Raw genomic sequence first — 26,550 nt, 5'->3', positions numbered from 1 at the left:
CCTCAATGAACGGTATCGAGCAGCTTTAACAGCTCAGGGAATCGGGATTCGAAGAAATGCGGCTGCGTCTCGCGCGGATTTGCGGGACTGGTGATGTTCTTGCCGAACATGCAACCTTTCGCTGTCAGCGACCAGAATTTTTTGATGTTGTTAATCGCGGTACGGCTGTATCGTTCGCGTTGTTCAACGATCCCCAGCTTCACCATCTGGTGATATGCCTGATTAGCCGTCAGGCGGATACCATACTGCTTCAGCAGTGCACTCAGCGACAGCGTGGGGCGACTTGAGCCATCAGGCGCGTCAGCAGGAGCATCAATGGCATAGCGCGGTGCCAGATTCGGTAAGCCAACAGCCTCCTGAAGCTTCTGACAGGCTCCAAGCACTGATGAGTTAGACAGATTTAATTCCCGGCGCATAAAGTCCAGCAGGATCACGCCAGCCTGCATCTTGTCAGCAGCCTGTCCGGATAATTTTTCCGGTGCGCTGGTTACCATGTCGAAAGTACGGATCACCTTCAGATGGAATGACGGGCTGATCCACATTGCATAGGCATACACCAGTTCTTTGCAGACATACGTCCCCTGATTATTTCCGCCATTAATGACGCTAACTGGTTGATTTTGTTCCAGAGGCGGAATTCCACCCTCGGTGAAAAGTTGTTCAATCAATTCACAGGTTTGCTTATTGGAGAGCCAGTATTTCGGGCGGTTTTTTTGTTCTCCCCCGGCTGCCCTGTGCAGATCGTTCAGGCTGTAACGCCCATAAGCATCACGACGAACTTCAATACCATCAATGACCATCAGATTATTCATACTTCGTTTCTCCTCTTGATCAGGCGGCTGCACCCGCCGTTTTCTCGTACTTACTGATGGTGATCTCGACCTTCCCTTTCGGGATAACCGGTCCCCACTCCACCAGCATTCTTTTCACCTGTCTGTCGTCTTCCCACACACCCGCGTGGGTCAACGCGTCAAACAGCGCCTTGTTATAGTTGTCCAGATCGCGGATCCGGTTATCCGGAGGAAACAACACGATCTCCACTGCAGCAGGTGCCGACGTTGGTTTTGGCAGACGACGTAACTGCTCAACTATTGCTGCACACGCCGCGCTCTGGAATTTGCGCCCCGCCGCGCTTATCAGGCTCTTACCTGCAAACGCCCCTTTGTTGGGGTGTCGCCAGTACGTGTTCACGCTGGGCGGGAAAGGCAGGATCAGCTTCATACTTTCAGGCCCCTCTCATGTAACCAGTGGGCTGCACGCAGTCTGGCGTTTTCCTCACCGGCAAGCAGTGCGCGGATAATCCCGGCTGCCTCGCTGTCGTCGTCCTTCACTGTGGTATGAAGCGTGATACCCCGGGCCACGCCACGCTTTATCGTGATGACGCCTTTTTTCTCCAGTGCGCGAAGATGCTCCACCGCTGCATTCACCGAACGGTATCCCAGCATGGTTGCCACCTCCTGATTGGTTGGCGGAAAGCCACGTTCTTTCTGATAAGAAATCAGCATATCCAGCACCTGCTGCTGGCATTGAGTTAACGTCGTCATTAAGCCCCCACGTAATTCCCTGACAGATACCACTCTTCACCCGATGCAGCGCGCTTGCTGCTTTTCCGTAAGCACCGCTCACGACGCGCCAGAAAATTGTTTCGTTCTGGCTGGGAGTGGCTTTCACGGAATGCCGCCATCCACACGGTTGCAGCACGACGGTATAAGCCCCTTGACTCCAGTTCTTCAGCCTGGCGGGTCAGGCACAAAATCCCCCGTGGATCGTTAGTGCCGACATAGAAATTGCGCACAGGTCTGGTTTCACGAACTGGTTGTGGTTCCGGCTCCTGCGCTCTCTCAGTCAGGCGCGGGAAATGTCTGCGTGTATCCCCTTCACAACGGTGAGCCACACGCCCACTCTGACGTAACTTGCTTGCTGACTGCAGAACGCGCTGCCGTGAGTAACCTGCAAAAGCATCCGCAATGTCTCCGGAAGTACACCCCGGATGGGCTTCAATGAATTTCTGAACTTCATTCAAAAGACTCATGATCACCCCCTGAATCCTGCCGGGATCTGGCTGTAGTCCACGTTGTCGTAACTGGCTTTGAAGTACGGGTCCTCGCGTCTGGCTGCAGATACCGCAGGAACTTCCCAGGATTCTTCGAAATGACGATCCGGGCCAAAGAACGTGACAGCCTGTTTCACAAATTGTGTGCCGCTGTTACCCATCGCAGATACCCAGCCAGCGTAGCGTTTCACACCTGCCAGCATGGTTTCGGGTTTTACCCCCTCATTCAAACGGGCTTTCCAGGCTTTGAAGGCTGCAGATTTTGAATTGCCACCAGCACGTTTGGGGTATGCCAGCCATGCCTGCTCAAACTCCGGAGAGTATTCCGATCGGTTTGAACGAACTCGCACAGACTCATCAGCAGATGCACCAACAGCTATTGGTTCATTGACTGGTTCTTTGACTGGTTCAAAAGAGTTACTGGTTCTGGGTGAATCTCCTGCACTACCCCCTGGTGCAACTCCTGCACTACCTGGTGAATTTGCTGCACCAGATAGTGAATTATTTGCACTACCCCCTAGTGAATCTCCTGCACCATCAAGATGAAGGAGATAGATATTACTTGAGTTACCTTTTTCACCTTTCCGGGTGACTTTTTTTACCAGCCCGGACTCACAAAGGGCCGCAATATGATTCATCACAGAACGTTTGCTAATCTCGCACTGGTCAGCAATATGCTGGTAGCTGGGCCAGCACTCACCCTGATCGCTGGCATTATCAGCCAGCTTGATCAGAACCAGTTTTCGCAATGGATTACCCACTCGAATTTTCATCGCTTTAACCATCAGCTCCATACTCATGCTGCACCTCCGAGATGCTTCATGTTTTTTCCGGAGCGAAAGGTTATAAGCGGCATACTGACGCGGTAATTACGGCCCAGCGGTTCACAAATCACCTTCTGACATTCACGGTCAACCAGGCTAACACGTAGAACATGCCCTGCAGGCGTGGTGTACCACTGCCCAACTGTAGGAATTGATGTTTTTTTACGCTGAAATAAACGGTAAATGTTGAGGATCAACGGATTAAGCATGACGATGCCCTCCGCTGATATTCAGGAGACGGTGAATATGAAAATTAGCCTTATCCGCCAGACGAATACGTTCAGCCTGCAAGTTAAGAAGGGTTTCTACCAGAACCTGATGCGCCTGCGGATCCGAAAGAGTTACCTTGCGCAGAGCACGTAGTGCAGTTGTTACATAACTGAGTTTATGTAAGTCTCCATCATTCAGACGAGTGAGGGCTGGGACAGTAGCCATGATGGCAGCCTCCTTGATCGGTGAAATACTTCCACCACCGGAAACGCCAATTTCGCTGGTGGTGAACTGAACGGGGTTGGCGTAACCGGTGATCAAGGAAACCGGCGCATCTTTCGATGCCCCCGCCCAGCCCACCATAACTTTGATGTGAGCAAATGCGGACGATAAAAAAGACGCTGGCGCGTCATATATCGCCTTGATCAATTCCAGGACGCCAATCCCGGCACCCGCTTTATAAGGTGCCTGAACAGTGTAACGTCCCGGAATGGCAGAATCAATGTGCTGGTGGTCCTTCACACTCAACAAAATCACGCCTGAATTTCCACAAAGGACTAAAGCACTCATGCGGGTAGTCTTTGCGAAGATAGATAACGCGCTGTGTTTCTGGCTCCCAACGAATAACATGGACATAAAGCCCTCTTCCGTCACGAAACCAGCGGTTAAGTTCCTGCACAACTCGCCCCCCACAGTCAGGTAAAGTTCTCTGTGGTTACTTACAGCCAGGTGATTTGGTAATCTGCATTCATGCCGTAACAACAGGTGTTCAGTGACACTGACCACCAGCTGTTGCGACAAACGGTTATTTGCCGTTAAACTGTTCATGCGTTAGTTTCTCCACAGACACAAAACGCCACGACGCCCGGAGCTGCACACTCGCGGGCGTCACTCTTTTCTGGAGCGCAAAAGATTTTGTAGACCAGTGCTGCATGCTCCTGGAGCTTCGAAATTGACAGATACAACTCATCATTAATTGCTGTCTGCTCGTGTGGCTCCACGACCCCATCTTCGATTGCCGAACGAATCTGCTTTGAGTAATTCCCGATCTGTTCGATGACTTCCAGCAGGCGCTGGTTTATATCGGCGTTCTCTACTTCCTCAATTTCAGGAAGCGATACGAACACCCCACCAGCAGACTGTGCGACAGCATCCGCAATGTAGTGAGTGCCAGCCGCGCGCTGTAAAACCATTGCCCATCCCAGCGGGAAAATCTGATCGCCATCTGCACGAAGGCGGTTGAATAAAGCGTTCTCTGTTACATCCAGCCACTCAGCAGCTTCAGCGTAACCCCCCGGCAACGCCGCGATAGTTTTTCTGACAGCTTTCACGTACCACTCAGGCTGTTTTTCTACTTTCCAGTGATGCTTACCCACGGTTAGCCTCATCGTTCTGTGGTTAAAAATTGAAGGTGTTCTGTTAATCTTTCGGATAGATATCCGGTCTTAAGTCAGATTTCGTAATTGCACCTGACGTGCATTGCTCAAGTTTTTTAGCCAGCACAAAACTGGCTTTTTTATAACCATTGAAAACCAGCCGTAAGTAGCCTGGTGTTGAGCCAACTTTTCCGGCCAACTCGCCCTGCTGTTCTTTGGTTAAAGAGTCCCAATACGCTTTCATACAATATGTACCTCCGATGTACATATTACATGATTAAAATGAACCTTCAAGATACTTGTACCTTAACGGTACAAGGGTTTTAATTTCATTATGAAAACAGTCCATGACATCCGGCGGTCTAACGCCAGAAAACTGAGAGATGGTGTTGGCGGGAATTCTTCCTTTGCCACCATGATTGATCGCGAGCCAACCCAGACCAGCAGGTTTATGGGAGATGGTGCAACTAAAAATATCGGTGACAGCATGGCACGGCACATCGAAAAATGTTTCGACCTGCCTGTCGGATGGCTTGATCAAGAACACCAGACAACGAACATCACAAAAAAACCTGATGTTTCAATCACTAACAAACAAATAACGTTAGTCCCTGTCATATCATGGGTACAGGCCGGAGCATGGAAAGAAGTTGGCTATTCTGAGGTTGATTTGAGCACAGCAGAAACTTATCCCTGCCCTGTACCCTGTGGCGAAATGACTTATATCTTGCGGGTGATTGGTGATTCAATGATTGATGAGTACCGCCCGGGAGACATGATTTTTGTTGATCCTGAAGTCCCTGCCTGCCACGGTGACGACGTTATTGCATTGATGCACGATACAGGCGAAACCACCTTCAAGCGGTTGATAGAAGATGGAACACAGCGTTACCTCAAAGCATTAAACCCAAACTGGCCTGAACCTTACATTAAGATCAACGGTAATTGCTCTATAATTGGTACAGTGATTTTCTCGGGAAAACCAAGAAGATACAAAATAAAGGCCTAATCAATATTTATGAACCTGCTTCGGCAGGTTTTTTTATACTTGACAATGTACCTTTGAGATACATAATGTATCCAAAAGAAACATGCAACAGGCAAGATTCAAACAAAATTTGGTTGTAACACGGCGTATGGCACATGCGTCGTTAGCGGTCTGGGGACGTTAAAGGGGACAATCCACTCCTTGCTCGGGCAAACAAACCAGGTAGCCGGAATGTGCAAGTCAATGATGATGCTGATAAGACGCCTAACCAGCGTGGCGATTCGGTTTGACGCCTGGGAAGAGACCAGGGTGCAACGATAAGAGCATTTATGGAGCCGCGACAAAGTGTGGTGCCGTAACTGGCTAAGTGCTCTCAGCGTTGTGGTAATCCGCGAAATGGCGCGGCGGTAAGTATGGCGGGGTTACTCTTTCCCCGTTGAGGACACCGGATTGTCAGGTTGACCATACGCCTGAGTGACAACCCCACCACAACAGCCACTGCTTTGGCGGTACCAGTTTGTACACTTGCTTCCGGCTGGTACCACTCTTTTTACAAAACAGAGAAGAGCATCACCGGACGACGGGCTCATAACCCAATCCATCCGGGCGGCTGCCACCGCAGGTGTTCTTCTCTGTTTTGTGGAGAAACCAACCGACCTTGCAGGGTCGATATGATGAGGAGCAGCAAAATGGCTAGCGAACGCAGTACTGATGTGCAGGCATTTATCGGGGAGCTGGACGGCGGCGTATTTGAAACCAAAATCGGCGCAGTTCTCAGTGAAGTCGCTTCAGGTGTGATGAACACGAAAACCAAAGGCAAGGTCTCACTCAACCTGGAAATCGAACCATTTGATGAGAACCGTGTGAAAATCAAACACAAACTCTCATATGTTCGCCCGACTAACCGCGGGAAAATTTCCGAAGAAGACACCACCGAAACGCCGATGTATGTCAATCGCGGTGGTCGCCTGACTATTCTGCAGGAAGACCAGGGACAATTACTGACTCTTGCCGGTGAACCTGACGGAAAACTCCGCGCAGCAGGTCATTAATACGTTATTAATAAACTGATTATTTATCTCATCACTGAATATCTTTATATAGTGAGGACTTATTATGTCTCAGAACTTAGACGCAACCGCAATTAATCAAATCCATGCCCTTATTTCTGCTCAGGGTGTTAATGAAATTATCAGTAAGATTGGTGCCGATGCTGTGGCATTGCCTGAGAATTTCCGCATTCATGATCTGGAAAAATTTAATTTAAATCGCTTCCGTTTCCGTGGTGCGCTTTCCACTGCCAGCATCGATGACTTTACCCGTTATTCTAAAGATCTTGCAGATGAAGGCACCCGCTGCTTTATCGATGCCGATAATATGCGTGCCGTCAGTGTGCTTAACCTGGGTACTATTGATGAACCAGGTCACGCAGATAACACCGCCACTCTCAAACTAAAAAAGACAGCACCGTTTTCTGCTCTGTTGTCTGTTAATGGCGAGCGTAACTCCCAGAAGTCACTGGCAGAATGGATTGAAGACTGGGCCGACTACCTTGTGGGCTTTGATGCTAATGGTGACGCCATTCAGGCAACAAAAGCGGCTGCGGCTGTCCGTAAAATCACGATTGAAGCAAACCAGACCGCTGATTTTGAAGATAATGACTTCAGCGGCAAACGCTCCCTGATGGAGTCTGTCGAAGCGAAGACCAAAGATATTATGCCAGTGGCATTTGAATTTAAATGCGTTCCGTTTGAAGGTCTGAAAGAACGTCCATTTAAATTACGCCTCAGCATTATCACTGGCGATCGTCCTGTACTGGTTCTGCGCATTATTCAGCTGGAAGCAGTGCAGGAAGAAATGGCTAACGAATTTCGTGATCTGCTTGTTGAGAAATTCAAAGACAGCAAAGTAGAAACCTTTATTGGTACTTTCACCGCCTGATTTCATTACTGCAAATGCCCCTGCGGGGGCATTTATGGAAACGTAATTAACTCAATAATCACCGGATGGTGAGAGCTTCCTTTTAGCAGAATTCAGCGCGGTGCAGCGCATATAAAGTGGAGAACGAAATGTCATTTATTAAAACTTTTTCCGGGAAGCATTTTTATTATGACAAGATAAATAAAGACGACATCGTGATTAACGATATCGCAGTTTCCCTTTCAAATATCTGTCGCTTTGCAGGACATCTTTCACACTTCTACAGTGTCGCCCAGCATGCGGTGCTTTGCAGCCAGCTGGTGCCGCAGGAATTTGCTTTTGAAGCGTTAATGCATGATGCAACAGAAGCATATTGCCATGACATCCCCGCGCCACTGAAACGACTTCTTCCTGACTATAAACGGATGGAAGAAAAAATAGACGCCGTAATCCGTGAGAAATACGGGTTACCTCCTGTTATGAGCACGCCAGTGAAATATGCCGATCTCATTATGCTGGCAACCGAACGCCGCGATCTCGGGCTTGATGATGGCTCTTTCTGGCCTGTACTGGAAGGCATCCCGGCAACAGAGATGTTCAAAGTTATTCCACTGTCACCAGGCCATGCCTACGGGATGTTTATGGAACGTTTTAACGAGTTATCGGAGTTACGCAAATGCGCATGAATGTTTTCGAAATGGAAGGGTTTCTTCGCGGGAAATGTGTACCGCGAGATCTGAAAGTGAATGAAACAAATGCTGAGTACCTGGTACGTAAATTCGATGCGCTTGAAGCTAAATGTGCGGCACTGGAAAACAAAATAATGCCAGTGTCAGCTGAACTGCCGCCAGCAAATGAAAGTGTTCTGTTATTTGATGCTAACGGAGAAGGCTGGCTGATTGGCTGGCGTTCTCTCTGGTACACCTGGGGACAAAAAGAAACCGGAGAATGGCAGTGGACATTTCAGGTCGGGGACCTTGAAAACGTCAATATCACTCACTGGGCAGTAATGCCAAAAGCACCGGAGAATAAGAAATGAGCGTGATAAAAACTCATACAGGAATTGTTATCACCCGAGACGGTCCGCAGGTAAAAAAACTGCACCAGACAAAGCGGATGTGGGTCGTCGGAAAAAACGAGTTTTACCACAGAGAAACCGGACGCCGCCACTTTGCAGAAAATACTCGCCGCCGACTGCTGATCGATACCATCAAGCCTATCGAGGTGAAGCATGTTTAAACAGAACGAAAAATCTATCGCTCAAATTGCTGAGTATATCCCGCGTGCGTGCCGGGGTATGCAGTTGCAGGAAGCTAAAGCACGCCTAGAGAAAAAAATTGCGCTCTATATCGATGACGGCTGTGATGCTGCCGTTCTTAACGCGGCGTTCGCGCCAGCTCTTAACAGTCATACGCGAGAGTCTTTTTTTTCGTGCATCGCAGCGCAGATCCGCAAAGGAGGCAACCAGTGAGTGAGTCAAAATGCCAAATTAATGGCAATAAGATAGAACCATGTGCAGCACTGGCAAAATCCCTTGAGCATGATGCTGAATACACGGCGCGAAAAGGTCTGCTGATATACAAAATCTGGAATGAGAGTTTAACTCGCGGCCCTGATTTGGTGATGTTGCGTTCCGGTGAATTTTCTAAATCACCAGTGCGGGTTTCATTTTGTCCGTTCTGTGGTGAAAGTCTGAAAACGTGGGAGAACAGAAATGAATGAAATTAAAGAAATACCAGTAGTACGTGATGAATATGGCTGCTGGACGCATCCTGAATATGAAAAATTCTGTGATGGTAGAGAACATATTTCAACGGAAGAGTTTAACGCATGGATGGAGGGAAATAATCTTCAATGGACCATCAGAACTATGGATGAAGATGATTTTAATCTGGACGCAGATGGTCCCGATATTGCCTCCTGGAAACCGGAGCGCCCGGAAGGTGAAGGCTGGTTCATTGGTTCCATTCATGACACTGAAGATGGTCCGGTTTGTGTATGGCTGAGAAATAAGGTTGAAGCATAAAGGCGATAAACCACCTGACAACAAAACACTGAAAAATTTAAATCAGAAGTGAATTTTATTAAATCCTTAACCGGGGGGATTCCTGCACTCTCAGAACATCAGGAGACCGCCCGAAAGGGCGGTAATGAAAAATGGCTGAATTAACCAAATGGCTACAAAACACGATTACCGGAATTGAAACGGTAGTAGACGATAAATCGTTTGTATGTGATGAAATAGTATTCAAAATCGATGTGGTTAAAAACGTACTTACCGCATTTAAAGTCGCGCTGGCATCGCTGGAAGCCGAACCGGTGACATGGCGATATCGCTACGTGAGAAAAGGCGTTACGAACTTTCAGGAGAAGCCGTGGGTTGGTGACTGGAAATATGTACCGACAAAAGAGGATTGCAACGACAGGCCGAACTATGAAATTCAGGCGTTATTCACGGCCCAGCCTGTGCCACTGACACCCGAAGGATTGATTAAAGCGGTGCGCTTCTATGAACAGGTTAAGAGTGAAAATCCGCCAGTCGAAACCGGAGCATGGAAAGACGCTGTTGACTGGGTGCTCAAAGAGGCTTGTCAGGCTGTAAACATTGGCATCAAAGGAGAGTGATATGGCAACTTTGCAGGAATTAATCGACCTGACGCCAGAACAGGAAAAAGCGTGGAATCGCCTTGTGAAGGCTGTAAAGGATTTCAGGGCAGCCGGAGGAAAGTTTTATAGCGTCCTGGACACGCTGAGCGCATACAACGGCGAGCACGTTGCCAGCATTGATAACGATAAGGGCTACCACACTGCAAGCGTTTATATGCCTAGCATTGATGCGCCAGGGCTAACCAGTTGGGCTGATGATTGGCACGGCATCACGCTGAAAGATGGCGTTGAAGTGGATGAGGACTAACACATGACTACTTTTACCGACAAAGAACTGATTAAAGAAATCAGAGAGCGAATCGGCAGCCTGGACGTGCGAGACAATATTGAGCGCCTGGCTTATGAAATCGCGCTGGCATCACTGGAAGCAGTATCGGATGAACGGGCAGCCTATGAATTATTTATGGAGAAGCGTTTCGGGGAATCTGTAGATCGCCGCAGGGCAAAAAATGGCGATGGCGAATACATGGCATGGGATATGGCGATTGGCTGGATTATCTGGTGTCACCGCGCCGCCATGCCTCAGGCCGGAAACTTTCGGGAAATCTCGGAAACGTCAACCTGCTCTCCGGTAATTCCGGCTGGCTGGATAAGCTGTAGTGAGCGAATGCCGGAAGAAACGGGTGACATTATAGTTGTTTCGGATGGCATTGTAATGTCCGGGATTTCTTATTCTCGTCGTGACGGGTTCTATATAGCCGCATTGGAGTACGACGACGATGAACCAATTGACGGTGTAACCCACTGGATGCATCTACCAGAACCGCCGCAGGAGGTGAAGTGATGAACAACTTAATGATCGACCTTGAGACGATGGGGAAAAATAAGGATGCACCGATCGTTTCCATTGGCGCGGTGTTCTTCACTCCAGAAACCGGAGACATCGGACAAGAATTCTATGCGGTTGTCAGCCTAGACAGTGCTATGAAGCAAGGAGCTACACCTGACGGCGATACCATCCTGTGGTGGTTGAAACAAAGCCCTGAAGCGCGAGCTGCAATCTGTATTGATGATACTTTGTCGATCAGCGATGCTCTCTCAGAACTAAACCATTTCATTAACCGGCACGCAGACAATACGAAATATTTAAAAGTCTGGGGTAACGGGGCCACCTTCGACAACGTAATTTTACGTGGAGCTTACGAGCGAGCAGGACAAATCTGCCCGTGGGCGTACTGGAATGACCACGATGTACGCACGATCGTTACGCTTGGGCGTTCCATCGGATTCGACCCCAAAATGGACATGCCTTTCGATGGCGAACGGCACAACGCCCTGGCTGATGCCCGTCATCAGGCAAAATATGTTTCCGCTATCTGGCAGAAATTAATTCCTGCCACCAGCACAGAATTATGATTTTCCCGGGTGCAGCCGGTTTTGATGGAGAAAATTATGAACACCTTGTTTTTACTGATGGCTGAATTCAATACCCCAAACATTGAACTCTCAGCAGTTAGCCAAAAGTACTTTGGTATGAGTCCAGCCACGGCAGAAGCAAAAGCAAACGCTTGTAAGTTGCCCGTTCCAACATATCGCATCGGCACATCACAAAAAGCAAAACGTTGCATCAATATTCAAGATCTTGCGGAATACATAGACAAAAGGCGAGAAGAAGGACGTATCGAGTGGGAACAGGTCAGAACAGTCAAACAGAAGGACAAAGAACATCACTAAAGAAAAACCCGCCTGAAGGCGGGTTTTCAAAAAGCACCAGCTATGATCATGCTGCTTTGCGACGACGAAGCTTACCCTGCTGCTCTTTACCAGAGACAGTAGCGTGAGTGAACGCATTAGGAGCAGCCTTCATCAGAACTTCAACAGCAGCACCCATACCTGCGAATGCTTTCATTGTGTCGAACTTAACCTGTGGCTTGGTTGCTTTTTGATCTTTCATAGAAAACTCCCGAGACAGTAAAGGCGTCTCTAACCCTTTCTTTAAAGCTAGCTTGTTTCGCTAACTTATGCCAATCGATCATGTCGATTGGTGACATCGTTTCTTAGTAGTTTAAGCACAAAACGACTGCCATAGATGTACCTTTAAGGTAATCTGGACGGGTATCCTACAATTTGTAGACCCTTCTCGTCTATACCTACTGAGCAAATTTAAGAAAGATATCCTGCAGCTCATCAATGACTGCCGACATCACATAACCGCACTGTTCCATGCGGAAACCAAAAGACTCGTAATACTGCACCAGTTCTGGTACTGGCTCTACAATGTGGACAACTTTACATTCAACAGCTTTACAAAATATAAAAGCACTCATAAGAGTGAGTAAAACCATGCGCCCTTTCAATGGGTGAGATTCATCTTCTCTAGAAAACCTTTCGATCATATGGATACGAAAGATGTTTTCTTCAACCCCATAAACACAAATTGCTGCTCCTGATGGTATTCCCTGAACCCGACCTTGCTGAACAAGTTTTATGCAGAACTCATACTTTTCTCTGGAGTTGCCATAGGTACTTAACGCATAGTCCCATTCAAGCTCACCATAGCCACCACACAGAATCTTGTAATCATCATCACTGAGCGGACCAACAGCAAGAGGTAAGCCGACATGATCAATAATCAACTGGATATTGTTACGTACTGATTGACCTATCTCGTCCAGGGTAAGCATCATGGCCTCTCAAGCGGAACACTAAAAGTCGCATTATATCTCATTCTTAAGCCGCGTATGGATTACACCTTGAAATGAAAACGCCGGGTTCCCAATAGGCTCCCACAAAGTATATAACTATTTGTTTTTCAAAAACGGTACATCCTATCGAGCATTGGTGCAACGCTAAACCGACCACTCCAGTGAACGTCAGTTTTTTCAGGCATTGCGCTGGTTTGGTTGATTTTTTGCATTTCAGAATTACCGTGCATTTTCAAATGTAGAGATTATTTTATCGATATATCATTGAGTTATGTTATTCAGCATCACTGTTCAGGAGGCTCAATAGCGGGGTACTATACCATAACAACAGGAAGCGCCTGTCTCATTGCAAAAGAAAATTGAGATCCTCTCAAGGCATGAAGCTCTCACGAAGTGAAGATATAATCTTATTAGATGTTAGCGTTGTGAAAAGCAATGATAAACAATTCAGTTTCGACTGATAAATAAAAAATCACACATAAACCATGCTGATATATCTCGCGGCGAATAGTATTGATAGATAAAAAAGAACCCAATCATTGTTGAGTTCTTTTGTATAATGCCTTCCATACCATCGAAGAACTTCACATATTATTTCCCCGATTTAACCCCGAATAAATCATAAATTAATTTAGAAGTGTCTGTAAGTATTTTAATCTCTTCCTTTGAGGTTGGGTCAAACGACTTAGCGAAGCTAATTAATTGCGGTGCAGCATCTCGCATTTTGCTTAAAATATCAGGTTCGAGCTTTCCTTCATTCACCAGAAGTGACATCTTCTCCAGATAGTCATCAAAATTCATTTCTCCCCCATCTGCCAGACGCTTCATCTCTCCCAGATACTTCTTCATATCACGTTGAGATAATTCTTCAAACTGAGCTGTCAGGTAGTTATTATTATATTCATTAATATTCACTCTTCCTGCTAAATCTGCGTAGGCACTAGAATATGAACGTGAAATTAACAGCGAAGCGAATAATTTTAAGCTGTTGTCATCATATTCCTGACATGCATTAACAAACGTTAAGAAACCATAACCTATTGCTTGCAAATGTATATTCGCTAAAGGTTCATTATCTTTAGATTCCTCATAAAATAGCTGAACCGTGGAGGGAAGGCCATTCTTAGTTTCTACGTCAAAAGTACATCGTTCTATGGGCGTCGCATCTTTATTATCCTCGAGATTACATATACTATTAATCGCGAAATGAAAAATAGCCCGGTCAACAACTGATGCAATATATTCACGATCGTTTAATTCCTCATCAGTACAATCTCCAATATACTCATTGACACATATTTTGAGATCATTTATTTGCTTAATTAACGTCACATTTTTTTCACGTGCAGTCCATAAATTATGAGTGATTCTTTGAATAAACAAATCTATTTTTGCAATAATTATATCCCGATGACGCATCGTTGAATAATCAATAGATTTACCATATATACTATTTACTTTACCTTTGATTGCATCTTCATTATCGAATTGATTTGAATTGAGTGTTTTATTAAAGTATCCAGTTGCACCGGGTATTATCTTCAACATGATTCATCTACCTTTTTTGTCGTACCGTGTCCTCCTTATAATTCTTTTGCCATCTGGTCACTATCAAAAATCGCTCATAATTTTCTGAACTACGGGTATGCGATCAACCCCAGTTAAATAAATAGTGAGTTAACTTAAAGCAATTCATTTAAAAATGAATTATTAATTATTATCGTGTAGATAATGGTACTACCAGGCAATACAACACCTTACCGACAAATCAAAAAATCAACATTACGGTAACAATAAGGGTTCTCGGTGTTTTTCCTGGAACATGGTAAAGTAAGGACATTCTTAACCCCCCACTTTGAGGTGCCCGATGGAAAAGACCACAACGCAGGAGTTATTAGCGCAGGCTGAAAAAATCTGCGCGCAGCGTAATGTGCGCCTGACTCCACAGCGCCTGGAAGTGTTGCGCCTGATGAGTCTGCAGGATGGCGCTATCAGCGCTTATGATCTGCTTGATTTGCTGCGCGAAGCTGAACCGCAAGCCAAGCCGCCAACGGTTTATCGCGCGCTGGATTTTCTGCTTGAGCAAGGTTTTGTGCATAAGGTGGAATCCACCAACAGTTATGTGCTCTGTCATCTGTTCGACCAGCCCACCCATACTTCAGCCATGTTTATTTGCGATCGCTGCGGCGCGGTGAAAGAAGAATGTGCAGAAGGCGTGGAAGACATCATGCATACGCTGGCGGCAAAAATGGGGTTTGCCCTGCGGCATAATGTGATTGAAGCACATGGACTCTGTGCGGCATGCGTGGAAGTGGAAGCGTGTCGTCATCCTGAACAGTGCCAGCATGATCACTCTGTACAGGTGAAAAAGAAATCACGTTAAGAGGGCGTACATCCTTGTACACGTCGGGCAGGAGGGATTAATTACCAGCGATACTCATTGCGGGTTTCCCAATCCACGACCTCTTTTTCTGCCTGATCTTTCTGATAACCATAACGTTCCTGGATTTTACCGACCAGTTGATCACGTTTACCTTCAATGATCGTCATATCATCATCGGTCAGTTTGCCCCATTGCTCTTTCACTTTACCTTTAAACTGTTTCCAGTTACCGCCGGCTTCATCTTTATTCATAATCAAGACCTCATCGTTAGGTTGTGAATGAGAGTACGTTCACTTTTCTTCTGAACGTGAGATTAAGTGTAGTCAGCAATTTGGCTTAGGATTATTTATTCAGAATTTTTAACCGTCACGTTGCGGCAAACCAGGTACCGTTGCGCCAGTGACGCCGCCAGATAGCCGCCAGAGAAAGCCCGCGCAAAGCCAGAAAGACGGTTAATGCCAGCCACAAACCATGATTACCCAGCCACGGCAGCGTAAGGAGCGTCAGCGCAAAACCTGCGGCGGCCACCGCCATACTGTTACGCATTTCGGCGGCACGCGTTGCGCCTATAAACATGCCGTCCAGCAGATAACACCAGACGCCAACCAACGGCAAAATCACCTGCCAGATAAGATAGCGGTCGGCCAGCTGCTGAATCTGGGTTAACGACGTCAGTAACGCAATGATGTGTTCCCCTGCCAGCAAATAAACCACCGAAAACAGTAACGCTACGATCCCCGACTGGCGGCACGCTGCCCGCCAGACATCCAGCAACTGGCTACCGTCGCGCGCACCGTATGCCTGACCGGAATGTGCTTCAACCGCGTAGGCAAAACCATCCAGCGCATAGGCGGTAAAGGTGAGTAGCGTCATCAGAACCGCGTTAACAGCGATAATGTCACTCCCCAGTCGCGCGCCAAGTACGGTGATCGCGCCGAAACAGAGTTGCAACAACAGCGAGCGCAGCATGATATCGCGGTTAAGCGCCAGCAAGCGACGGAAATTTCCTCGCCAGGCAGTTTTCAGCATTTCGCCGGAGATTCCGCGTAGTTTGAGGATTTTACGCACCATTAGCAGACCAATCAGCAATGTTGCATATTCCGCAATAACCGTCGCCAGCGCCGCGCCCTGCACGTTCATATGCAGCCCCATCACCAGCCAGACATCCAGCACAATGTTGAGGATATTGCCGACCACTAACAAAATTACTGGCGCACGGGCATATTGCACGCCGAGTAACCAACCAAGTAATACCAGATTCGCCAGCGACGCCGGTGCGCTTAACCAGCGGATTTCAAGAAAGCGCCGCGCCTGTTCCAGGACTGCTTCACTACCGCCAACAATATGCAGCGCCAGATCGATAATCGGCGTACGCAACAGCGCAATTAACGCCCCAGCCCCCAACGCCAACAGCAACGGTTGCACCAGCGCACGGGCTAATGCCTGAGGATTTTTGGCACCATAAGCCTGCGCAGTCAGCCCGGTGGTGCTCATGCGTAAAAAAAGCAACAACATAAAGAGAAAGCTGGTCGCCGTTGCACCAACCGCCACGCCGCCCAAATAAACCGGACTATCAAGATGACCAATAACCGCCGTATCGACCAGCCCCAACAACGGAACGGTGATATTGGAGAAAATCATGGGTAAGGCGAGATGCCAGAGCGCTTTATCAGATGAAGTGAGGAATGCCATGCAGACAAGCCTGATGAAGAGAGATGAAAAACAAACCGCGACGCCAGGCGGCATCGCGGTCTCAGAGATATGTTACAGCCAGTCGCCGTTGCGAATAACCCCAACCGCCAGCCCTTCAATGGTGAAGCTCTGCTGACGAAGGTCAACGACAATTGGTTTAAACTCGCTATTTTCTGGCAACAGTTCGACTTTATTGCCCTGTTTTTTCAGGCGCTTAACGGTAACTTCGTCATCAATACGTGCGACAACGACCTGACCGTTACGTACATCCTGAGTTTTATGCACTGCCAGCAAGTCGCCATCCATAATGCCGATATCTTTCATCGACATCCCGCTGACGCGCAGCAGGAAATCAGCATTCGGCTTGAACAAGGAAGGATCGACCTGATAATGACCTTCAATATGCTGTTGCGCCAGAAGCGGTTCACCGGCAGCCACACGACCTACCAGCGGCAACCCTTCTTCCTCTTCCTGCAACAGACGAATCCCGCGTGATGCGCCGGAAACAATTTCAATAACGCCTTTGCGTGCCAGCGCCTTCAGATGTTCTTCAGCCGCGTTTGGGGAACGGAACCCCAAACGCTGCGCGATTTCCGCACGCGTCGGCGGCATACCTGTCTGGCTGATGTGATCACGGATGAGATCAAACACCTCTTGTTGCCTGGCCGTTAACGCTTTCATTCCGCCCCCTGGGTGTATATACAGTTATGCTGTGAGTATATACAGCAAAAGGCGATTTTGGAACCATAAACTGCACAATAAACCAGAGATTTATCGAAATCTGGAAGGGTTATCCAAAATGCGACCATAACAGGATGCACCAGGTAATCACGGCGACGATAATCGCAATCAGCACCGCGGCGGATCCCATATCTTTAGCGCGTCCGGATAGCTCATGGTATTCAGAGCCAATTCGGTCAACCACTGCTTCGATGGCGCTATTGAGGATTTCCACAATCATCACCAGCATCACGGAGCTGATAAGCAGCACGCGGGTAATTGCGTCCACATCCAGCCAGCAGGCGATGACCACCGCCAACAATACCGCTACGCCTTCCTGACGGAAGGCCGCTTCGTTGATCCATGCAGCGCGTAAACCTTTCCAGGAATAGCCAGCAGCTTTGATAATTCGGGTGAGTCCAGTGGTATTATTGGCCATTGAAAGAACCTTTTTACATTATGAGCGTCAATATCAGTGTACCGTTAAATCCGATGATTCGGGTTTGCGTAACGCCGCGCGAAACATGAGCGGATACCACAGAATTTCCCATGACTTTCTGCTATCCTTGCCGCGCATTTGCATTATTAACCAGAGGCTTTACATCGTTTATGTCCGGCTGGCCACGAATTTACTACAAATTACTGAATTTACCATTAAGCATCCTGGTAAAAAGCAAGTCTATTCCGGCAGATCCTGCCCCGGAACTGGGGCTGGATACCTCTCGTCCAATTATGTACGTTTTACCGTACAACTCGAAAGCAGATTTGCTGACGTTGCGCGCCCAGTGTCTGGCACATGACCTGCCTGACCCGTTAGAGCCGCTGGAAATCGACGGCACGCTACTGCCGCGCTATGTGTTCATTCACGGCGGGCCGCGTGTATTCACCTATTACACGCCGAAAGAAGAGTCTATTAAGCTGTTCCACGACTATCTCGATTTGCACCGTAGCAACCCAAATCTGGATGTGCAGATGGTGCCAGTATCGGTGATGTTTGGTCGCGCGCCGGGGCGTGAAAAAGGCGAAGTGAACCCGCCGCTGCGTATGCTTAACGGCGTACAGAAATTTTTCGCTGTACTGTGGCTCGGTCGCGACAGTTTTGTGCGTTTCTCGCCGTCAGTTTCGCTGCGCCGTATGGCGGATGAACACGGCACGGATAAAACTATCGCTCAGAAACTGGCGCGCGTGGCGCGTATGCACTTTGCCCGTCAACGTCTGGCTGCCGTAGGCCCACGTCTGCCTGCTCGTCAGGATCTGTTTAATAAGCTGCTCGCCTCCCGCGCCATTGCCAAAGCGGTAGAAGATGAAGCGCGCAGCAAAAAAATCTCCCATGAAAAAGCGCAGCAGAACGCGATTGCGCTGATGGAAGAGATTGCGGCGAATTTCTCTTACGAGATGATCCGCCTGACTGACCGTATTCTGGGCTTCACCTGGAACCGCCTTTACCAGGGCATCAACGTCCATAACGCTGAGCGCGTTCGTCAGCTGGCCCACGACGGTCATGAGCTGGTGTATGTGCCTTGCCACCGCAGTCACATGGACTACCTGCTGCTTTCTTACGTGCTGTATCACCAGGGGCTGGTGCCGCCGCATATCGCCGCCGGGATCAACCTGAACTTCTGGCCGGCTGGGCCGATTTTCCGCCGTCTGGGGGCGTTCTTTATTCGCCGTACTTTTAAAGGCAATAAACTTTATTCCACCGTTTTCCGTGAGTATCTCGGCGAACTGTTCAGCCGTGGTTATTCCGTCGAGTACTTCGTGGAAGGCGGTCGTTCCCGCACGGGGCGTTTGCTGGATCCGAAAACCGGTACGCTGTCGATGACCATTCAGGCGATGCTGCGTGGCGGCACGCGTCCGATTACGCTGATTCCGATCTATATCGGTTATGAGCACGTCATGGAAGTGGGTACTTACGCCAAAGAACTGCGCGGTGCGACGAAAGAGAAAGAGAGCCTGCCGCAGATGCTGCGCGGTTTAAGCAAGCTGCGTAATCTCGGTCAGGGTTACGTCAACTTCGGTGAACCAATGCCGTTGATGACCTACCTTAACCAGCACGTACCAGACTGGCGTGAATCTATCGATCCCATCGAAGCGGTGCGTCCGGCATGGTTAACGCCGACGGTCAATAATATTGCTGCCGATCTGATGGTACGCATTAACAACGCAGGCGCGGCAAACGCCATGAACCTGTGCTGTACTGCGCTTCTGGCGTCACGTCAGCGCTCACTCACCCGCGAGCAGTTAACCGAGCAACTCAACTGCTACCTGGATCTGATGCGCAATGTGCCTTACTCCACGGACTCTACCGTTCCTTCAGCCAGCGCCAGCGAGCTTATCGATCACGCGCTGCAAATGAACAAGTTTGAAGTCGAGAAAGACACGATCGGCGACATCATCATTCTGCCGCGCGAGCAAGCGGTACTGATGACCTACTATCGCAACAACATTGCGCATATGTTGGTGCTGCCTTCGCTGATGGCGGCAATTGTCACCCAGCATCGCCACATCTCCCGCGACGTATTGATGGAGCACGTCAATGTGCTTTACCCAATGCTGAAAGCGGAGCTGTTCCTGCGCTGGGATCGCGACGAGTTGCCGGACGTTATTGATGCGCTGGCCAATGAGATGCAACGTCAGGGGCTGATTACCCTGCAAGATGATGAGTTGCATATCAACCCGGCGCATTCTCGCACGCTACAGCTGCTAGCCGCAGGCGCGCGCGAAACGCTGCAACGTTATGCCATCACTTTTTGGCTGTTGAGCGCCAACCCGTCGATCAACCGCGGTACGCTGGAGAAAGAGAGCCGCACCGTCGCGCAACGTCTCTCCGTGCTGCACGGGATCAACGCGCCGGAGTTCTTCGACAAGGCGGTGTTCAGTTCTCTGGTGCTGACACTGCGTGATGAAGGGTATATCAGCGATAGCGGCGACGCCGAACCGGCAGAAACGATGAAGGTGTATCAGTTGCTGGCGGAGTTGATTACATCAGACGTGCGTTTGACGATTGAGAGTGCGACGCAGGGCGAAGGGTAATCAGTGAGAATTGCCGGATGCGGCTCAAACGCCTTATTCGGCCTACTATGAACTGCAAATTCAATAAATTGCGATATGTTGTGTAGGTCTGAGAAGCGCAGCGCATCAGGCAGCCCAGAAGAAAGCCGGATGATCATCCGGCTTTTTTACATCATCAGAAATGCCAGTAACTCATTGCCAGCCCTAAAAACAGTACCAGACCAACATAGTTATTATTCATAAATGCCTTAAAGCAGGCTTCTCGCTCACGGTTGGCAATCAGTTTTTGTTGATAAACAAACAGCGCGCCAGCCACCAGAATTGACCAGTAATATCCCCAGCCTAAGCCATTTAACTCACCGATAATCGCCATCAACGCCAGTACGCCAATCTGCAAAATACCAATAATCAATTTATCGTATTGGCCGAACAGGATTGCAGTGGATTTAATGCCAATCTTCACATCATCATCGCGGTCAACCATCGCATACTGCGTGTCGTAAGCCACCGCCCAGAGAATATTGGCGAGGAACATTAACCAGCAACTCAACGGCACCGACTCACTCACAGCGGCAAAAGCCATTGGAATCGACCAGCCAAACGCCGCCCCCAGCACCACTTGCGGTAGATGGGTATACCGCTTCATAAACGGGTACACCCACGCCAGCGCCAGCGCGGCAATCGACAACAGAATGGTCATCGTATTCAGCGTCAGCACCAGTAAAAACGAAATCAGTACCAGCACGACAAACAGCGCGCGCGCCTCTTTCTCCGTTACCGCGCCGCTGGGAAGTGGTCGGTTCGCCGTACGCTTAACATGACCATCAAACTTGCGGTCAGCATAATCATTCACCACGCAACCAGCAGCGCGCATCAGCCAGACACCCGCGACAAACACCGCCAGGATCCAGAGCTGGGGAACGCCCGGTGTCGCCACCCACAACGCCCATAATGTTGGCCAGAGCAGCAGTAACGCGCCAATTGGCTTATCCGTACGCATTAAGCGATGAAACGCCAGCAGCTTATTCTGCGTCAGACTCCACTCCATATTTTTTTCCTCTTAGTACAACGGTGACGCCGGTAAAAACAGTTCGGTTAGCAACAGCGGTTTACCGCTTAATCGCAGGCGGGAACGTCGCCCCCACAGTCCGGCATCACGGCCTATCTCAATAAAGTCCCGGGTTAATGTCGATGATGTGAACAGATAGCGTCCTAACGGCGTTTTACCCAATTTTTGTAACGCCAGCTCCGGCCCGCTTAACGTTGACACAGGAACGACGGTACGACCGGCAAGCCACGGTTCACCATCGGCACATAACAAAATTTCACGTAACCAGTAACGAGACTCTTTCGGCAGCAGCGGCAGTTCTTCGGGGATTTCATTCTGCTCGACAAACCCTTCGCGGATCATCGTCACGCTCACCGTTTTTCCCTGCTGTTCAAAACGTTTTGTCATGGAATCTTCCAGCAACAGCCAGTCGAGCAGTTGCGTATCCAGGGCAGGGATCTCTGTAAAATAGCGCAGCGCACGCAGTTGCGTTAACGCGGGGTGTGACATGCCGAACTCTCCGTTACATAACGTAAAGGCATTGTATCGCAGAAAAGTGTTTACGGGAGATGTAAAGCAAATTAAGTGATCTAATGCGCAACAAAAACGCAACAATCGCATGAAGTGGTAAAACGCTGTTGAACCTTACGCTTTGCCGATGCCCGTGCTGGCGAGGGCAACCATAGGGACATCACCGCCCAGGATGCCAGGAACGATGATGTTTTCCTTTACTTAAATACCTTTATTCTTTATACGATTAGCTCGCCAACTCGCAGTAAAAATTGGGAAAAGCGCATGTTTATCCTGAGATTTGGTGCCGAAAAGTGTTTCCGGAGTAAGATTAACAGGCAACATCTCATGTCTGGATTTGTAGATATACGTGGAATTCCAATTGGTATCTTTTGTAGGATTCAACATATCATGTAAGCGCTGGGAGCTTACCACCATAACTGGCCCATCATAGACAGAGGAGAACAGGATAAAGATATTATCGTTTCGTGTTAATTCATTCGTGTTAAAGGTTCTTAAATTATCTTCAGTTTCTATAAAGATAGGTGAAACATCATCACTACGAATCCACTCTTTATAAAGATGCCAGGCATTTGCTTTGATCGTATCATCCGTTGATCGTAGAGCCTGATCGATAAGTTGGATAAAAAAATTGTTATTTTGATCAATCAGCCCTTTATTCATATTAAATCTGTTAATAAAAACGATCATCTGTTGGGTATCGAAATTCACTTTACTGAATCGATGTTGACGCATAAAAATATCGAACGTGTTATCTTCATCAGAATGGATATAACTACGTATAATTGGATCTTTTATATAAGGGCAATGGCTAAATATTTTCTTCATATTCTCAATAAAGTTTTTATTAACAATATTAAGAATTTTTAATTGCATCACCAATTTTACTGCCAGAACGGATTTCAATATCATTGCATTATCTGGCAATGTATCAATCATTTTTATAATGTTATTGATATAACCATCAAGATCTTCATTCCCAAATATATCTGAATAATCAATAGTTAATTCCAATCGTTCTGTAATGCAATCTTTAAAATTCCCTGTCGACATTCGCACATGATCAAACATAACAGCTGTCAAATTCGATTTAATAAATGATATTTCTTTGTCAGAAAGAAATTCTGCTCTGGTGAAGTGCGAAGCATAAAGATAACAATTATCGAAGTTTGAATTTTTAATCTGACATTCGCGAAAATTACTATGACCAAGTTGACTCTGCGAGAAGTCAACTGTATCAAGAATATTTTGGCTAAAATCAACACATTCGCCACTCGTTTTGAGAAAAATCACATTGTGTAAACGTCGACATTTAAATATGACATTATTAACTGTTGCCTTAGTAAAATTGCAATTCTCAATGTCTTTACATTCGAAAGTTGCATGTTGTAGATTTGACGATAAAAAAGACACCTCCGAAATAACGTCACCTTTAAAATGGCAACTTGTTAAATCCAAATCAGACAGGTCGATATACCCCTGCGCATCTTTATCCATCATAAAATCACAAGCGCATTCTATTTTTTCATTTCTATAAAATTTTACGCTTATAATATCATTACTGATTGAGACTTCACGAAACATATTTATTGCATGATTTTTTTCGTTCCGTTGTTTTATATTTAAAAATATATTGCTGATATAAATAAAATTTTCTCGATTTAACCCTGGCACCCCATTAAAATTACGTAGTAAATCAAGATCTACTATATTATTTCCTTGCACCACATCATGTTTCATCAAAGAGTTATTGCCGCCAGAATTTGTGATATGACCTATCATAAAACCTCTGTATTACAGAAATAAAATAACCTGGAAAAGTAGCCTGAGCGTCCAGACACTACCGGCGAAAGGAAAAGAATCTCTGATAAGGCATTGAGATAATAGATATTCTTAGTGAAGAAGAAGTGAAGTACTATAAAAAATCGCTCATATCCCTGGAATGAAGCATAAAAAAAGGTGCGCCAGGAGACGCACCAGTTGTTGCAAAATCAGCACTGTGGGGCGTAATTACCCCTTGCCTTTTACACTGCTGATAAAGGTGGAACGGGCAGATGTTGACCCCAGGCGTTCAGCTTCATCAAGCAGTTTTAACGCCTTATCAACATCACCTTTCGCGACAGCGTTTTTGATCGCGGTATTAAAATAACTTTCCGTGTCGTTGAGCATCGGCTCGCTTTTCTTCACCGGTGCCGGAGCGGGTGCAGCCACAGCTGGTGCCGCCGTGTTGCCTACCGTAACCGGAGCTGGAGCGGAAGAACCAAATAGTGGCCCGACCAACACGCTGGAACTGGAGTTCGTTTTGACTTTCAGTTTCAGTAAGCCATCGGTGGTATGACGAGCAACCGGGTCAGGAATATCCGGGATCGAGTTACCGACGCCTTTGGCATAGGCTTTAGCCGGGTCGAGCAGTTGGGTCGTCTGCTGGAGATCTTTTTCCGTGGTAAAGACCAGAACATAAAGTTTTTGCTGCCCCAACGCCGGTGTCAGGCGCATAACGCCTTCCAGCCGATCTGCACTCATCACGCCTGGTTCCTGGTAGGTGAAATAACTGCTGGGGAAGAAGGCTGATGGGGTCATGTTCTGATCAAGAATCAGCACGTTCGGCGCAAAAACGCTGGTTTGTTTGTTCACTTCGCTGGTCAGCGTCAGGGTCAGTTCGCCAATGTTTGCCGGGACGCTGTACGCAGCAACCGGACCACTGATGCCGGGAACGTTCAGTTGTTGGCCGCCGGTCGCCAGTTGGGTGGTCTGGGTTTTAGATTGATCGACCGGTGTCCAGGTGAGTTGTTGCAGCGCGGCAGATGGAATGGCTGGCGCGTCGCTGGTGTTTTGCGGTACGTAGTTAACATCGGCAAGGCTGATTCCAGGCGCGCTTGCCAGCAACCCTGCTGATAAACAGAGGGCGATGAGACTTTTATTCATTTTCATTGTTTTCACCTCAAAATCTGGAGCTCAGCGGTAGCCAGGCAATAGCGCGCTAAACCCGATAATCAGAGGGGCTTGCGCCCCTTTCAGATAATGACAACCTGTTTTTATGCCGGATGCGGCGCAAGCACCTTATCCGGCCCAGTTTTTGCTATTACCACCAGATTTCCATCTGGGCACCGAAGGTCCACTCGTCGCTGTCGCCACGACCGAAGCTGCCGCCGTTGAAATCAGCAGGAACGGCTTTGCCGTAGTTCGGGTTAACCTTGCTATCGCCGTTGTAGTCGTAACCCCATTTCTCATCCCACTTGGCGTAGGTTGCGAAGACACGAATAGCCGGGCGTGACCAGATGCTGTCGCCAGCCTGCCATTGTTGTGCGAGGGTAATTTTGTACTGATTGTTCTTGTCGCCGGTGCGCTGGGATTCGACGTTGTCGTAGCCGATTTCCATCACGGTGCTCATGATTGGCGTCCACTTGTACATCGGGCGAATACCGACGGTCCACCACTTGGTGCCGTTGTCGTTATCCCAGTTGATATCCTGGTACATACCCACGTACATCATGTCCCAGTTGTCGCCCATGGAGATCGCACCGTGGTCGAGGATACGCAGCATGTGACCGTTGTTGTTGATATTGTAGGCAAATTTTTCGTTATCAAACGCGACGCCAGAACCCTGCGACAGACCTTTACCCTGCGAGGTCATCGAGTCAGTAGCGTACTGAACAACAAACTTGTTAAAGCCCTTCAGGACACTCTGAGTATGTTCAGCAGTGAATAACCAGCCGTCTTTCGATGCGCCATCAACCAGACGATAGTTATCACGCAGGTTGGCACGACCGTAGTCGACACCCAGTTCTAATGTGCCGCCCGGGTTGATTTCCATCTGCGCTAAACGCACGTCGAAAACGTCGTTCGCGGTTTCGTTGGTATAGTCATAAATATTGTTGCTGGCGAAAGAGGAAGAACCACCTGCTTCAGAGGAGCGGGTTGCTGCCAGAGAGAGTTTACCGAAGCCAACATCGATGTTTTCCAGACCGGCACCAGGACCAGAAATATCCCAGTAGTAGAAGTCGATCATATGAACGTCATGACGTTGGTAGAAGCGCTTACCTGCCCAGATGGTGGAACCTGGCAGCCATTCGATCAGGTTTTTACCCTGCACGTTTGCTTCACGGAAGGCCGGATCGGTAGCTTCCCAGTCATTCTGTTGTGCGACGGAATAGGCCACGTTAGTGTCGAAATAGAAGCTCTTATCGCCCTCTTTCCACACTTCCTGACCCAATTTTAATTCAGCATAAGTTTCACATTCGTTGCCAAGACGGTATTTACTTTGAGCACCGGTAGTCTGGAAACACTGTTGTTCACCGCCGCTACCTGTCCAGCCAATACCGGAACGTGCATAGCCGTGGAAATCAACAGCCATTGCCTGAGCAGACATTACGCCCGCTGCGACGGCAACCGCCAGAGGAAGTTTGCGCAGAGTAATCATCATTCTATCTCCTGAGTCATTGCTTTTCTTTTTTCACATCACCTGTGACAGGCTTTGTGTG

38 protein-coding genes and 2 pseudogenes are annotated in these 26,550 nt (G+C 48.0%); 17 read left to right on the top strand and 23 right to left on the bottom strand.

Going from position 1 to position 26,550, the window contains the following annotated elements:
* Window positions 1-2 precede the first annotated feature (2 nt).
* From ACJHX3_RS21155 to ACJHX3_RS21110, 10 genes are all read right to left on the bottom strand, one after another.
* Window positions 3-812, bottom strand: coding sequence for a KilA-N domain-containing protein (locus tag ACJHX3_RS21155; protein WP_001061380.1), 810 nt, complete (start codon window positions 810-812; stop codon window positions 3-5).
* A 19-nt stretch (window positions 813-831) separates the two neighbouring features.
* Complete coding sequence (locus tag ACJHX3_RS21150; protein ID WP_001402832.1) at window positions 832-1,221, bottom strand: RusA family crossover junction endodeoxyribonuclease; 390 nt, start codon at window positions 1,219-1,221, stop codon at window positions 832-834.
* Window positions 1,218-1,544, bottom strand: a complete 327-nt coding sequence (locus ACJHX3_RS21145) for a LexA repressor (RefSeq protein ID WP_000210178.1) — start codon at window positions 1,542-1,544, stop codon at window positions 1,218-1,220. Before ACJHX3_RS21145 ends, ACJHX3_RS21150 begins: the two co-directional genes overlap by 4 nt.
* Window positions 1,544-2,038 carry a PerC family transcriptional regulator gene (locus ACJHX3_RS21140; RefSeq protein ID WP_094308031.1) on the bottom strand — a complete coding sequence of 165 codons (495 nt, stop codon included), beginning with the start codon at window positions 2,036-2,038 and terminating at the stop codon, window positions 1,544-1,546. Before ACJHX3_RS21140 ends, ACJHX3_RS21145 begins: the two co-directional genes overlap by 1 nt.
* Window positions 2,035-2,853 (bottom strand): helix-turn-helix domain-containing protein, encoded by an 819-nt coding sequence (locus ACJHX3_RS21135; protein ID WP_094308030.1) that lies wholly within the window; start codon window positions 2,851-2,853, stop codon window positions 2,035-2,037. The genes ACJHX3_RS21140 and ACJHX3_RS21135 overlap by 4 nt, the downstream gene beginning before the upstream one ends.
* Window positions 2,850-3,086: a hypothetical protein gene (locus ACJHX3_RS21130; protein ID WP_000933947.1), complete on the bottom strand. Its 237-nt coding sequence runs from the start codon at window positions 3,084-3,086 to the stop codon at window positions 2,850-2,852. The genes ACJHX3_RS21135 and ACJHX3_RS21130 overlap by 4 nt, the downstream gene beginning before the upstream one ends.
* The gene (locus ACJHX3_RS21125) at window positions 3,079-3,624 is read right to left on the bottom strand and encodes an ash family protein (RefSeq protein ID WP_308222942.1); all 546 of its coding nucleotides are present in this window, start codon (window positions 3,622-3,624) and stop codon (window positions 3,079-3,081) included. The genes ACJHX3_RS21130 and ACJHX3_RS21125 overlap by 8 nt, the downstream gene beginning before the upstream one ends.
* Window positions 3,587-3,766 carry a DUF4222 domain-containing protein gene (locus tag ACJHX3_RS21120; RefSeq protein WP_001341559.1) on the bottom strand — a complete coding sequence of 60 codons (180 nt, stop codon included), beginning with the start codon at window positions 3,764-3,766 and terminating at the stop codon, window positions 3,587-3,589. The genes ACJHX3_RS21125 and ACJHX3_RS21120 overlap by 38 nt, the downstream gene beginning before the upstream one ends.
* Window positions 3,767-3,911: 145 nt before the next feature.
* Window positions 3,912-4,463 (bottom strand): protein YmfL, encoded by a 552-nt coding sequence (ymfL, locus tag ACJHX3_RS21115; protein WP_000515867.1) that lies wholly within the window; start codon window positions 4,461-4,463, stop codon window positions 3,912-3,914.
* Between the two features lie 43 nt (window positions 4,464-4,506).
* Window positions 4,507-4,707: a YdaS family helix-turn-helix protein gene (locus tag ACJHX3_RS21110; protein WP_000649477.1), complete on the bottom strand. Its 201-nt coding sequence runs from the start codon at window positions 4,705-4,707 to the stop codon at window positions 4,507-4,509.
* A 90-nt stretch (window positions 4,708-4,797) separates the two neighbouring features.
* On the opposite strand from ACJHX3_RS21110, the gene ACJHX3_RS21105 reads away from it, so the two are divergent.
* From ACJHX3_RS21105 to ACJHX3_RS21035, 15 genes and pseudogenes are all read left to right on the top strand, one after another.
* Complete coding sequence (locus ACJHX3_RS21105; RefSeq protein WP_000859462.1) at window positions 4,798-5,472, top strand: LexA family protein; 675 nt, start codon at window positions 4,798-4,800, stop codon at window positions 5,470-5,472.
* Window positions 5,473-6,140: 668 nt separating this feature from the next.
* On the top strand, window positions 6,141-6,503 hold the full coding sequence (gene yfdP, locus ACJHX3_RS21100; RefSeq protein ID WP_000135680.1) for a protein YfdP: 363 nt from the start codon (window positions 6,141-6,143) through the stop codon (window positions 6,501-6,503).
* Window positions 6,504-6,567: 64 nt separating this feature from the next.
* Window positions 6,568-7,392, top strand: coding sequence for a YfdQ family protein (locus ACJHX3_RS21095; protein WP_000081287.1), 825 nt, complete (start codon window positions 6,568-6,570; stop codon window positions 7,390-7,392).
* Between the two features lie 128 nt (window positions 7,393-7,520).
* The gene (yfdR, locus tag ACJHX3_RS21090) at window positions 7,521-8,057 is read left to right on the top strand and encodes a 5'-deoxynucleotidase (protein ID WP_410236202.1); all 537 of its coding nucleotides are present in this window, start codon (window positions 7,521-7,523) and stop codon (window positions 8,055-8,057) included.
* Entirely contained in the window at window positions 8,048-8,410 is a 363-nt protein-coding gene (locus ACJHX3_RS21085) for a hypothetical protein (protein ID WP_024166531.1), read from the top strand. The genes yfdR and ACJHX3_RS21085 overlap by 10 nt, the downstream gene beginning before the upstream one ends.
* Entirely contained in the window at window positions 8,407-8,610 is a 204-nt protein-coding gene (locus ACJHX3_RS21080; RefSeq protein ID WP_410236201.1) for a hypothetical protein, read from the top strand. The genes ACJHX3_RS21085 and ACJHX3_RS21080 overlap by 4 nt, the downstream gene beginning before the upstream one ends.
* Complete coding sequence (locus ACJHX3_RS21075) at window positions 8,603-8,842, top strand: hypothetical protein (protein WP_000476211.1); 240 nt, start codon at window positions 8,603-8,605, stop codon at window positions 8,840-8,842. The genes ACJHX3_RS21080 and ACJHX3_RS21075 overlap by 8 nt, the downstream gene beginning before the upstream one ends.
* Window positions 8,839-9,093 carry a hypothetical protein gene (locus tag ACJHX3_RS21070; RefSeq protein WP_027661982.1) on the top strand — a complete coding sequence of 85 codons (255 nt, stop codon included), beginning with the start codon at window positions 8,839-8,841 and terminating at the stop codon, window positions 9,091-9,093. Before ACJHX3_RS21075 ends, ACJHX3_RS21070 begins: the two co-directional genes overlap by 4 nt.
* Complete coding sequence (locus ACJHX3_RS21065; RefSeq protein ID WP_027661983.1) at window positions 9,086-9,397, top strand: hypothetical protein; 312 nt, start codon at window positions 9,086-9,088, stop codon at window positions 9,395-9,397. Before ACJHX3_RS21070 ends, ACJHX3_RS21065 begins: the two co-directional genes overlap by 8 nt.
* Window positions 9,398-9,528: 131 nt before the next feature.
* A complete protein-coding gene (locus ACJHX3_RS21060) occupies window positions 9,529-9,996 on the top strand; it encodes a hypothetical protein (RefSeq protein ID WP_016241028.1) in 468 nt (155 codons plus the stop codon).
* Between the two features lies 1 nt (window position 9,997).
* The gene (locus ACJHX3_RS21055; protein WP_000212745.1) at window positions 9,998-10,285 is read left to right on the top strand and encodes a hypothetical protein; all 288 of its coding nucleotides are present in this window, start codon (window positions 9,998-10,000) and stop codon (window positions 10,283-10,285) included.
* A gap of 3 nt (window positions 10,286-10,288) precedes the next feature.
* A pseudogene (locus ACJHX3_RS21050) lies at window positions 10,289-10,558 on the top strand (hypothetical protein); the annotation flags it as partial.
* A complete protein-coding gene (locus tag ACJHX3_RS21045; RefSeq protein WP_262228402.1) occupies window positions 10,556-10,822 on the top strand; it encodes a DUF551 domain-containing protein in 267 nt (88 codons plus the stop codon). The pseudogene ACJHX3_RS21050 and the gene ACJHX3_RS21045, both read left to right, overlap by 3 nt.
* The gene (locus ACJHX3_RS21040; RefSeq protein WP_001061339.1) at window positions 10,822-11,394 is read left to right on the top strand and encodes a 3'-5' exonuclease; all 573 of its coding nucleotides are present in this window, start codon (window positions 10,822-10,824) and stop codon (window positions 11,392-11,394) included. Before ACJHX3_RS21045 ends, ACJHX3_RS21040 begins: the two co-directional genes overlap by 1 nt.
* 36 nt (window positions 11,395-11,430) lie before the next feature.
* Window positions 11,431-11,712 (top strand): pyocin activator PrtN family protein, encoded by a 282-nt coding sequence (locus ACJHX3_RS21035; protein WP_001093918.1) that lies wholly within the window; start codon window positions 11,431-11,433, stop codon window positions 11,710-11,712.
* A gap of 46 nt (window positions 11,713-11,758) precedes the next feature.
* Here ACJHX3_RS21035 and ACJHX3_RS21030 read toward each other — a convergent pair whose 3' ends face one another.
* The 4 genes and pseudogenes from ACJHX3_RS21030 to ACJHX3_RS21015 all read right to left on the bottom strand — a co-directional run bounded on the left by ACJHX3_RS21030 (window position 11,759) and on the right by ACJHX3_RS21015 (window position 14,231).
* Complete coding sequence (locus tag ACJHX3_RS21030; RefSeq protein WP_000654815.1) at window positions 11,759-11,932, bottom strand: hypothetical protein; 174 nt, start codon at window positions 11,930-11,932, stop codon at window positions 11,759-11,761.
* Window positions 11,933-12,128: 196 nt separating this feature from the next.
* Window positions 12,129-12,662 (bottom strand): hypothetical protein, encoded by a 534-nt coding sequence (locus tag ACJHX3_RS21025; RefSeq protein ID WP_000956557.1) that lies wholly within the window; start codon window positions 12,660-12,662, stop codon window positions 12,129-12,131.
* Between the two features lie 146 nt (window positions 12,663-12,808).
* Window positions 12,809-12,913 (bottom strand): annotated as a pseudogene (locus tag ACJHX3_RS21020) (tRNA-dihydrouridine synthase); the annotation flags it as partial.
* 361 nt (window positions 12,914-13,274) lie between these two features.
* Window positions 13,275-14,231, bottom strand: coding sequence for a DUF2713 family protein (locus tag ACJHX3_RS21015; RefSeq protein ID WP_000912586.1), 957 nt, complete (start codon window positions 14,229-14,231; stop codon window positions 13,275-13,277).
* Window positions 14,232-14,550: 319 nt separating this feature from the next.
* Here ACJHX3_RS21015 and zur point away from each other — a divergent pair, with 319 nt between their 5' ends.
* On the top strand, window positions 14,551-15,066 hold the full coding sequence (zur, locus tag ACJHX3_RS21010; protein ID WP_000416263.1) for a zinc uptake transcriptional repressor Zur: 516 nt from the start codon (window positions 14,551-14,553) through the stop codon (window positions 15,064-15,066).
* Between the two features lie 41 nt (window positions 15,067-15,107).
* Here zur and ACJHX3_RS21005 read toward each other — a convergent pair whose 3' ends face one another.
* The 4 genes from ACJHX3_RS21005 to dgkA all read right to left on the bottom strand — a co-directional run bounded on the left by ACJHX3_RS21005 (window position 15,108) and on the right by dgkA (window position 17,917).
* Entirely contained in the window at window positions 15,108-15,317 is a 210-nt protein-coding gene (locus ACJHX3_RS21005; protein WP_001030593.1) for a CsbD family protein, read from the bottom strand.
* Window positions 15,318-15,432: 115 nt separating this feature from the next.
* A complete protein-coding gene (gene dinF, locus ACJHX3_RS21000; RefSeq protein ID WP_001301116.1) occupies window positions 15,433-16,758 on the bottom strand; it encodes an MATE family efflux transporter DinF in 1,326 nt (441 codons plus the stop codon).
* A gap of 72 nt (window positions 16,759-16,830) precedes the next feature.
* Window positions 16,831-17,439 (bottom strand): transcriptional repressor LexA, encoded by a 609-nt coding sequence (gene lexA, locus ACJHX3_RS20995; protein ID WP_000646078.1) that lies wholly within the window; start codon window positions 17,437-17,439, stop codon window positions 16,831-16,833.
* A gap of 109 nt (window positions 17,440-17,548) precedes the next feature.
* Window positions 17,549-17,917 carry a diacylglycerol kinase gene (dgkA, locus tag ACJHX3_RS20990; RefSeq protein ID WP_000002913.1) on the bottom strand — a complete coding sequence of 123 codons (369 nt, stop codon included), beginning with the start codon at window positions 17,915-17,917 and terminating at the stop codon, window positions 17,549-17,551.
* 170 nt (window positions 17,918-18,087) lie between these two features.
* Between dgkA and plsB the strand changes: the two genes are divergently transcribed.
* Entirely contained in the window at window positions 18,088-20,511 is a 2,424-nt protein-coding gene (gene plsB / locus ACJHX3_RS20985) for a glycerol-3-phosphate 1-O-acyltransferase PlsB (RefSeq protein ID WP_000017354.1), read from the top strand.
* Window positions 20,512-20,665: 154 nt separating this feature from the next.
* On the opposite strand, the gene ubiA is transcribed toward plsB, so the two are convergent.
* From ubiA to lamB, 5 genes are all read right to left on the bottom strand, one after another.
* On the bottom strand, window positions 20,666-21,538 hold the full coding sequence (gene ubiA, locus ACJHX3_RS20980; protein WP_000455227.1) for a 4-hydroxybenzoate octaprenyltransferase: 873 nt from the start codon (window positions 21,536-21,538) through the stop codon (window positions 20,666-20,668).
* Window positions 21,539-21,550: 12 nt separating this feature from the next.
* Window positions 21,551-22,048, bottom strand: a complete 498-nt coding sequence (gene ubiC / locus ACJHX3_RS20975) for a chorismate lyase (protein WP_001468913.1) — start codon at window positions 22,046-22,048, stop codon at window positions 21,551-21,553.
* Window positions 22,049-22,270: 222 nt separating this feature from the next.
* The gene (locus tag ACJHX3_RS20970) at window positions 22,271-23,851 is read right to left on the bottom strand and encodes a SopA family protein (protein WP_000579095.1); all 1,581 of its coding nucleotides are present in this window, start codon (window positions 23,849-23,851) and stop codon (window positions 22,271-22,273) included.
* Between the two features lie 228 nt (window positions 23,852-24,079).
* Window positions 24,080-25,000, bottom strand: coding sequence for a maltose operon protein MalM (gene malM, locus ACJHX3_RS20965; RefSeq protein WP_000783444.1), 921 nt, complete (start codon window positions 24,998-25,000; stop codon window positions 24,080-24,082).
* A 151-nt stretch (window positions 25,001-25,151) separates the two neighbouring features.
* Window positions 25,152-26,492 carry a maltoporin LamB gene (lamB, locus tag ACJHX3_RS20960; RefSeq protein ID WP_000973658.1) on the bottom strand — a complete coding sequence of 447 codons (1,341 nt, stop codon included), beginning with the start codon at window positions 26,490-26,492 and terminating at the stop codon, window positions 25,152-25,154.
* Between the last annotated feature and the right edge of the window lie 58 nt (window positions 26,493-26,550).

The organism is Escherichia sp. WS1265 (genome assembly GCF_046487585.1).
Lineage (GTDB): Bacteria > Pseudomonadota > Gammaproteobacteria > Enterobacterales > Enterobacteriaceae > Escherichia > Escherichia coli.
This window is presented reverse-complemented; position numbering and strand designations above follow the sequence as displayed.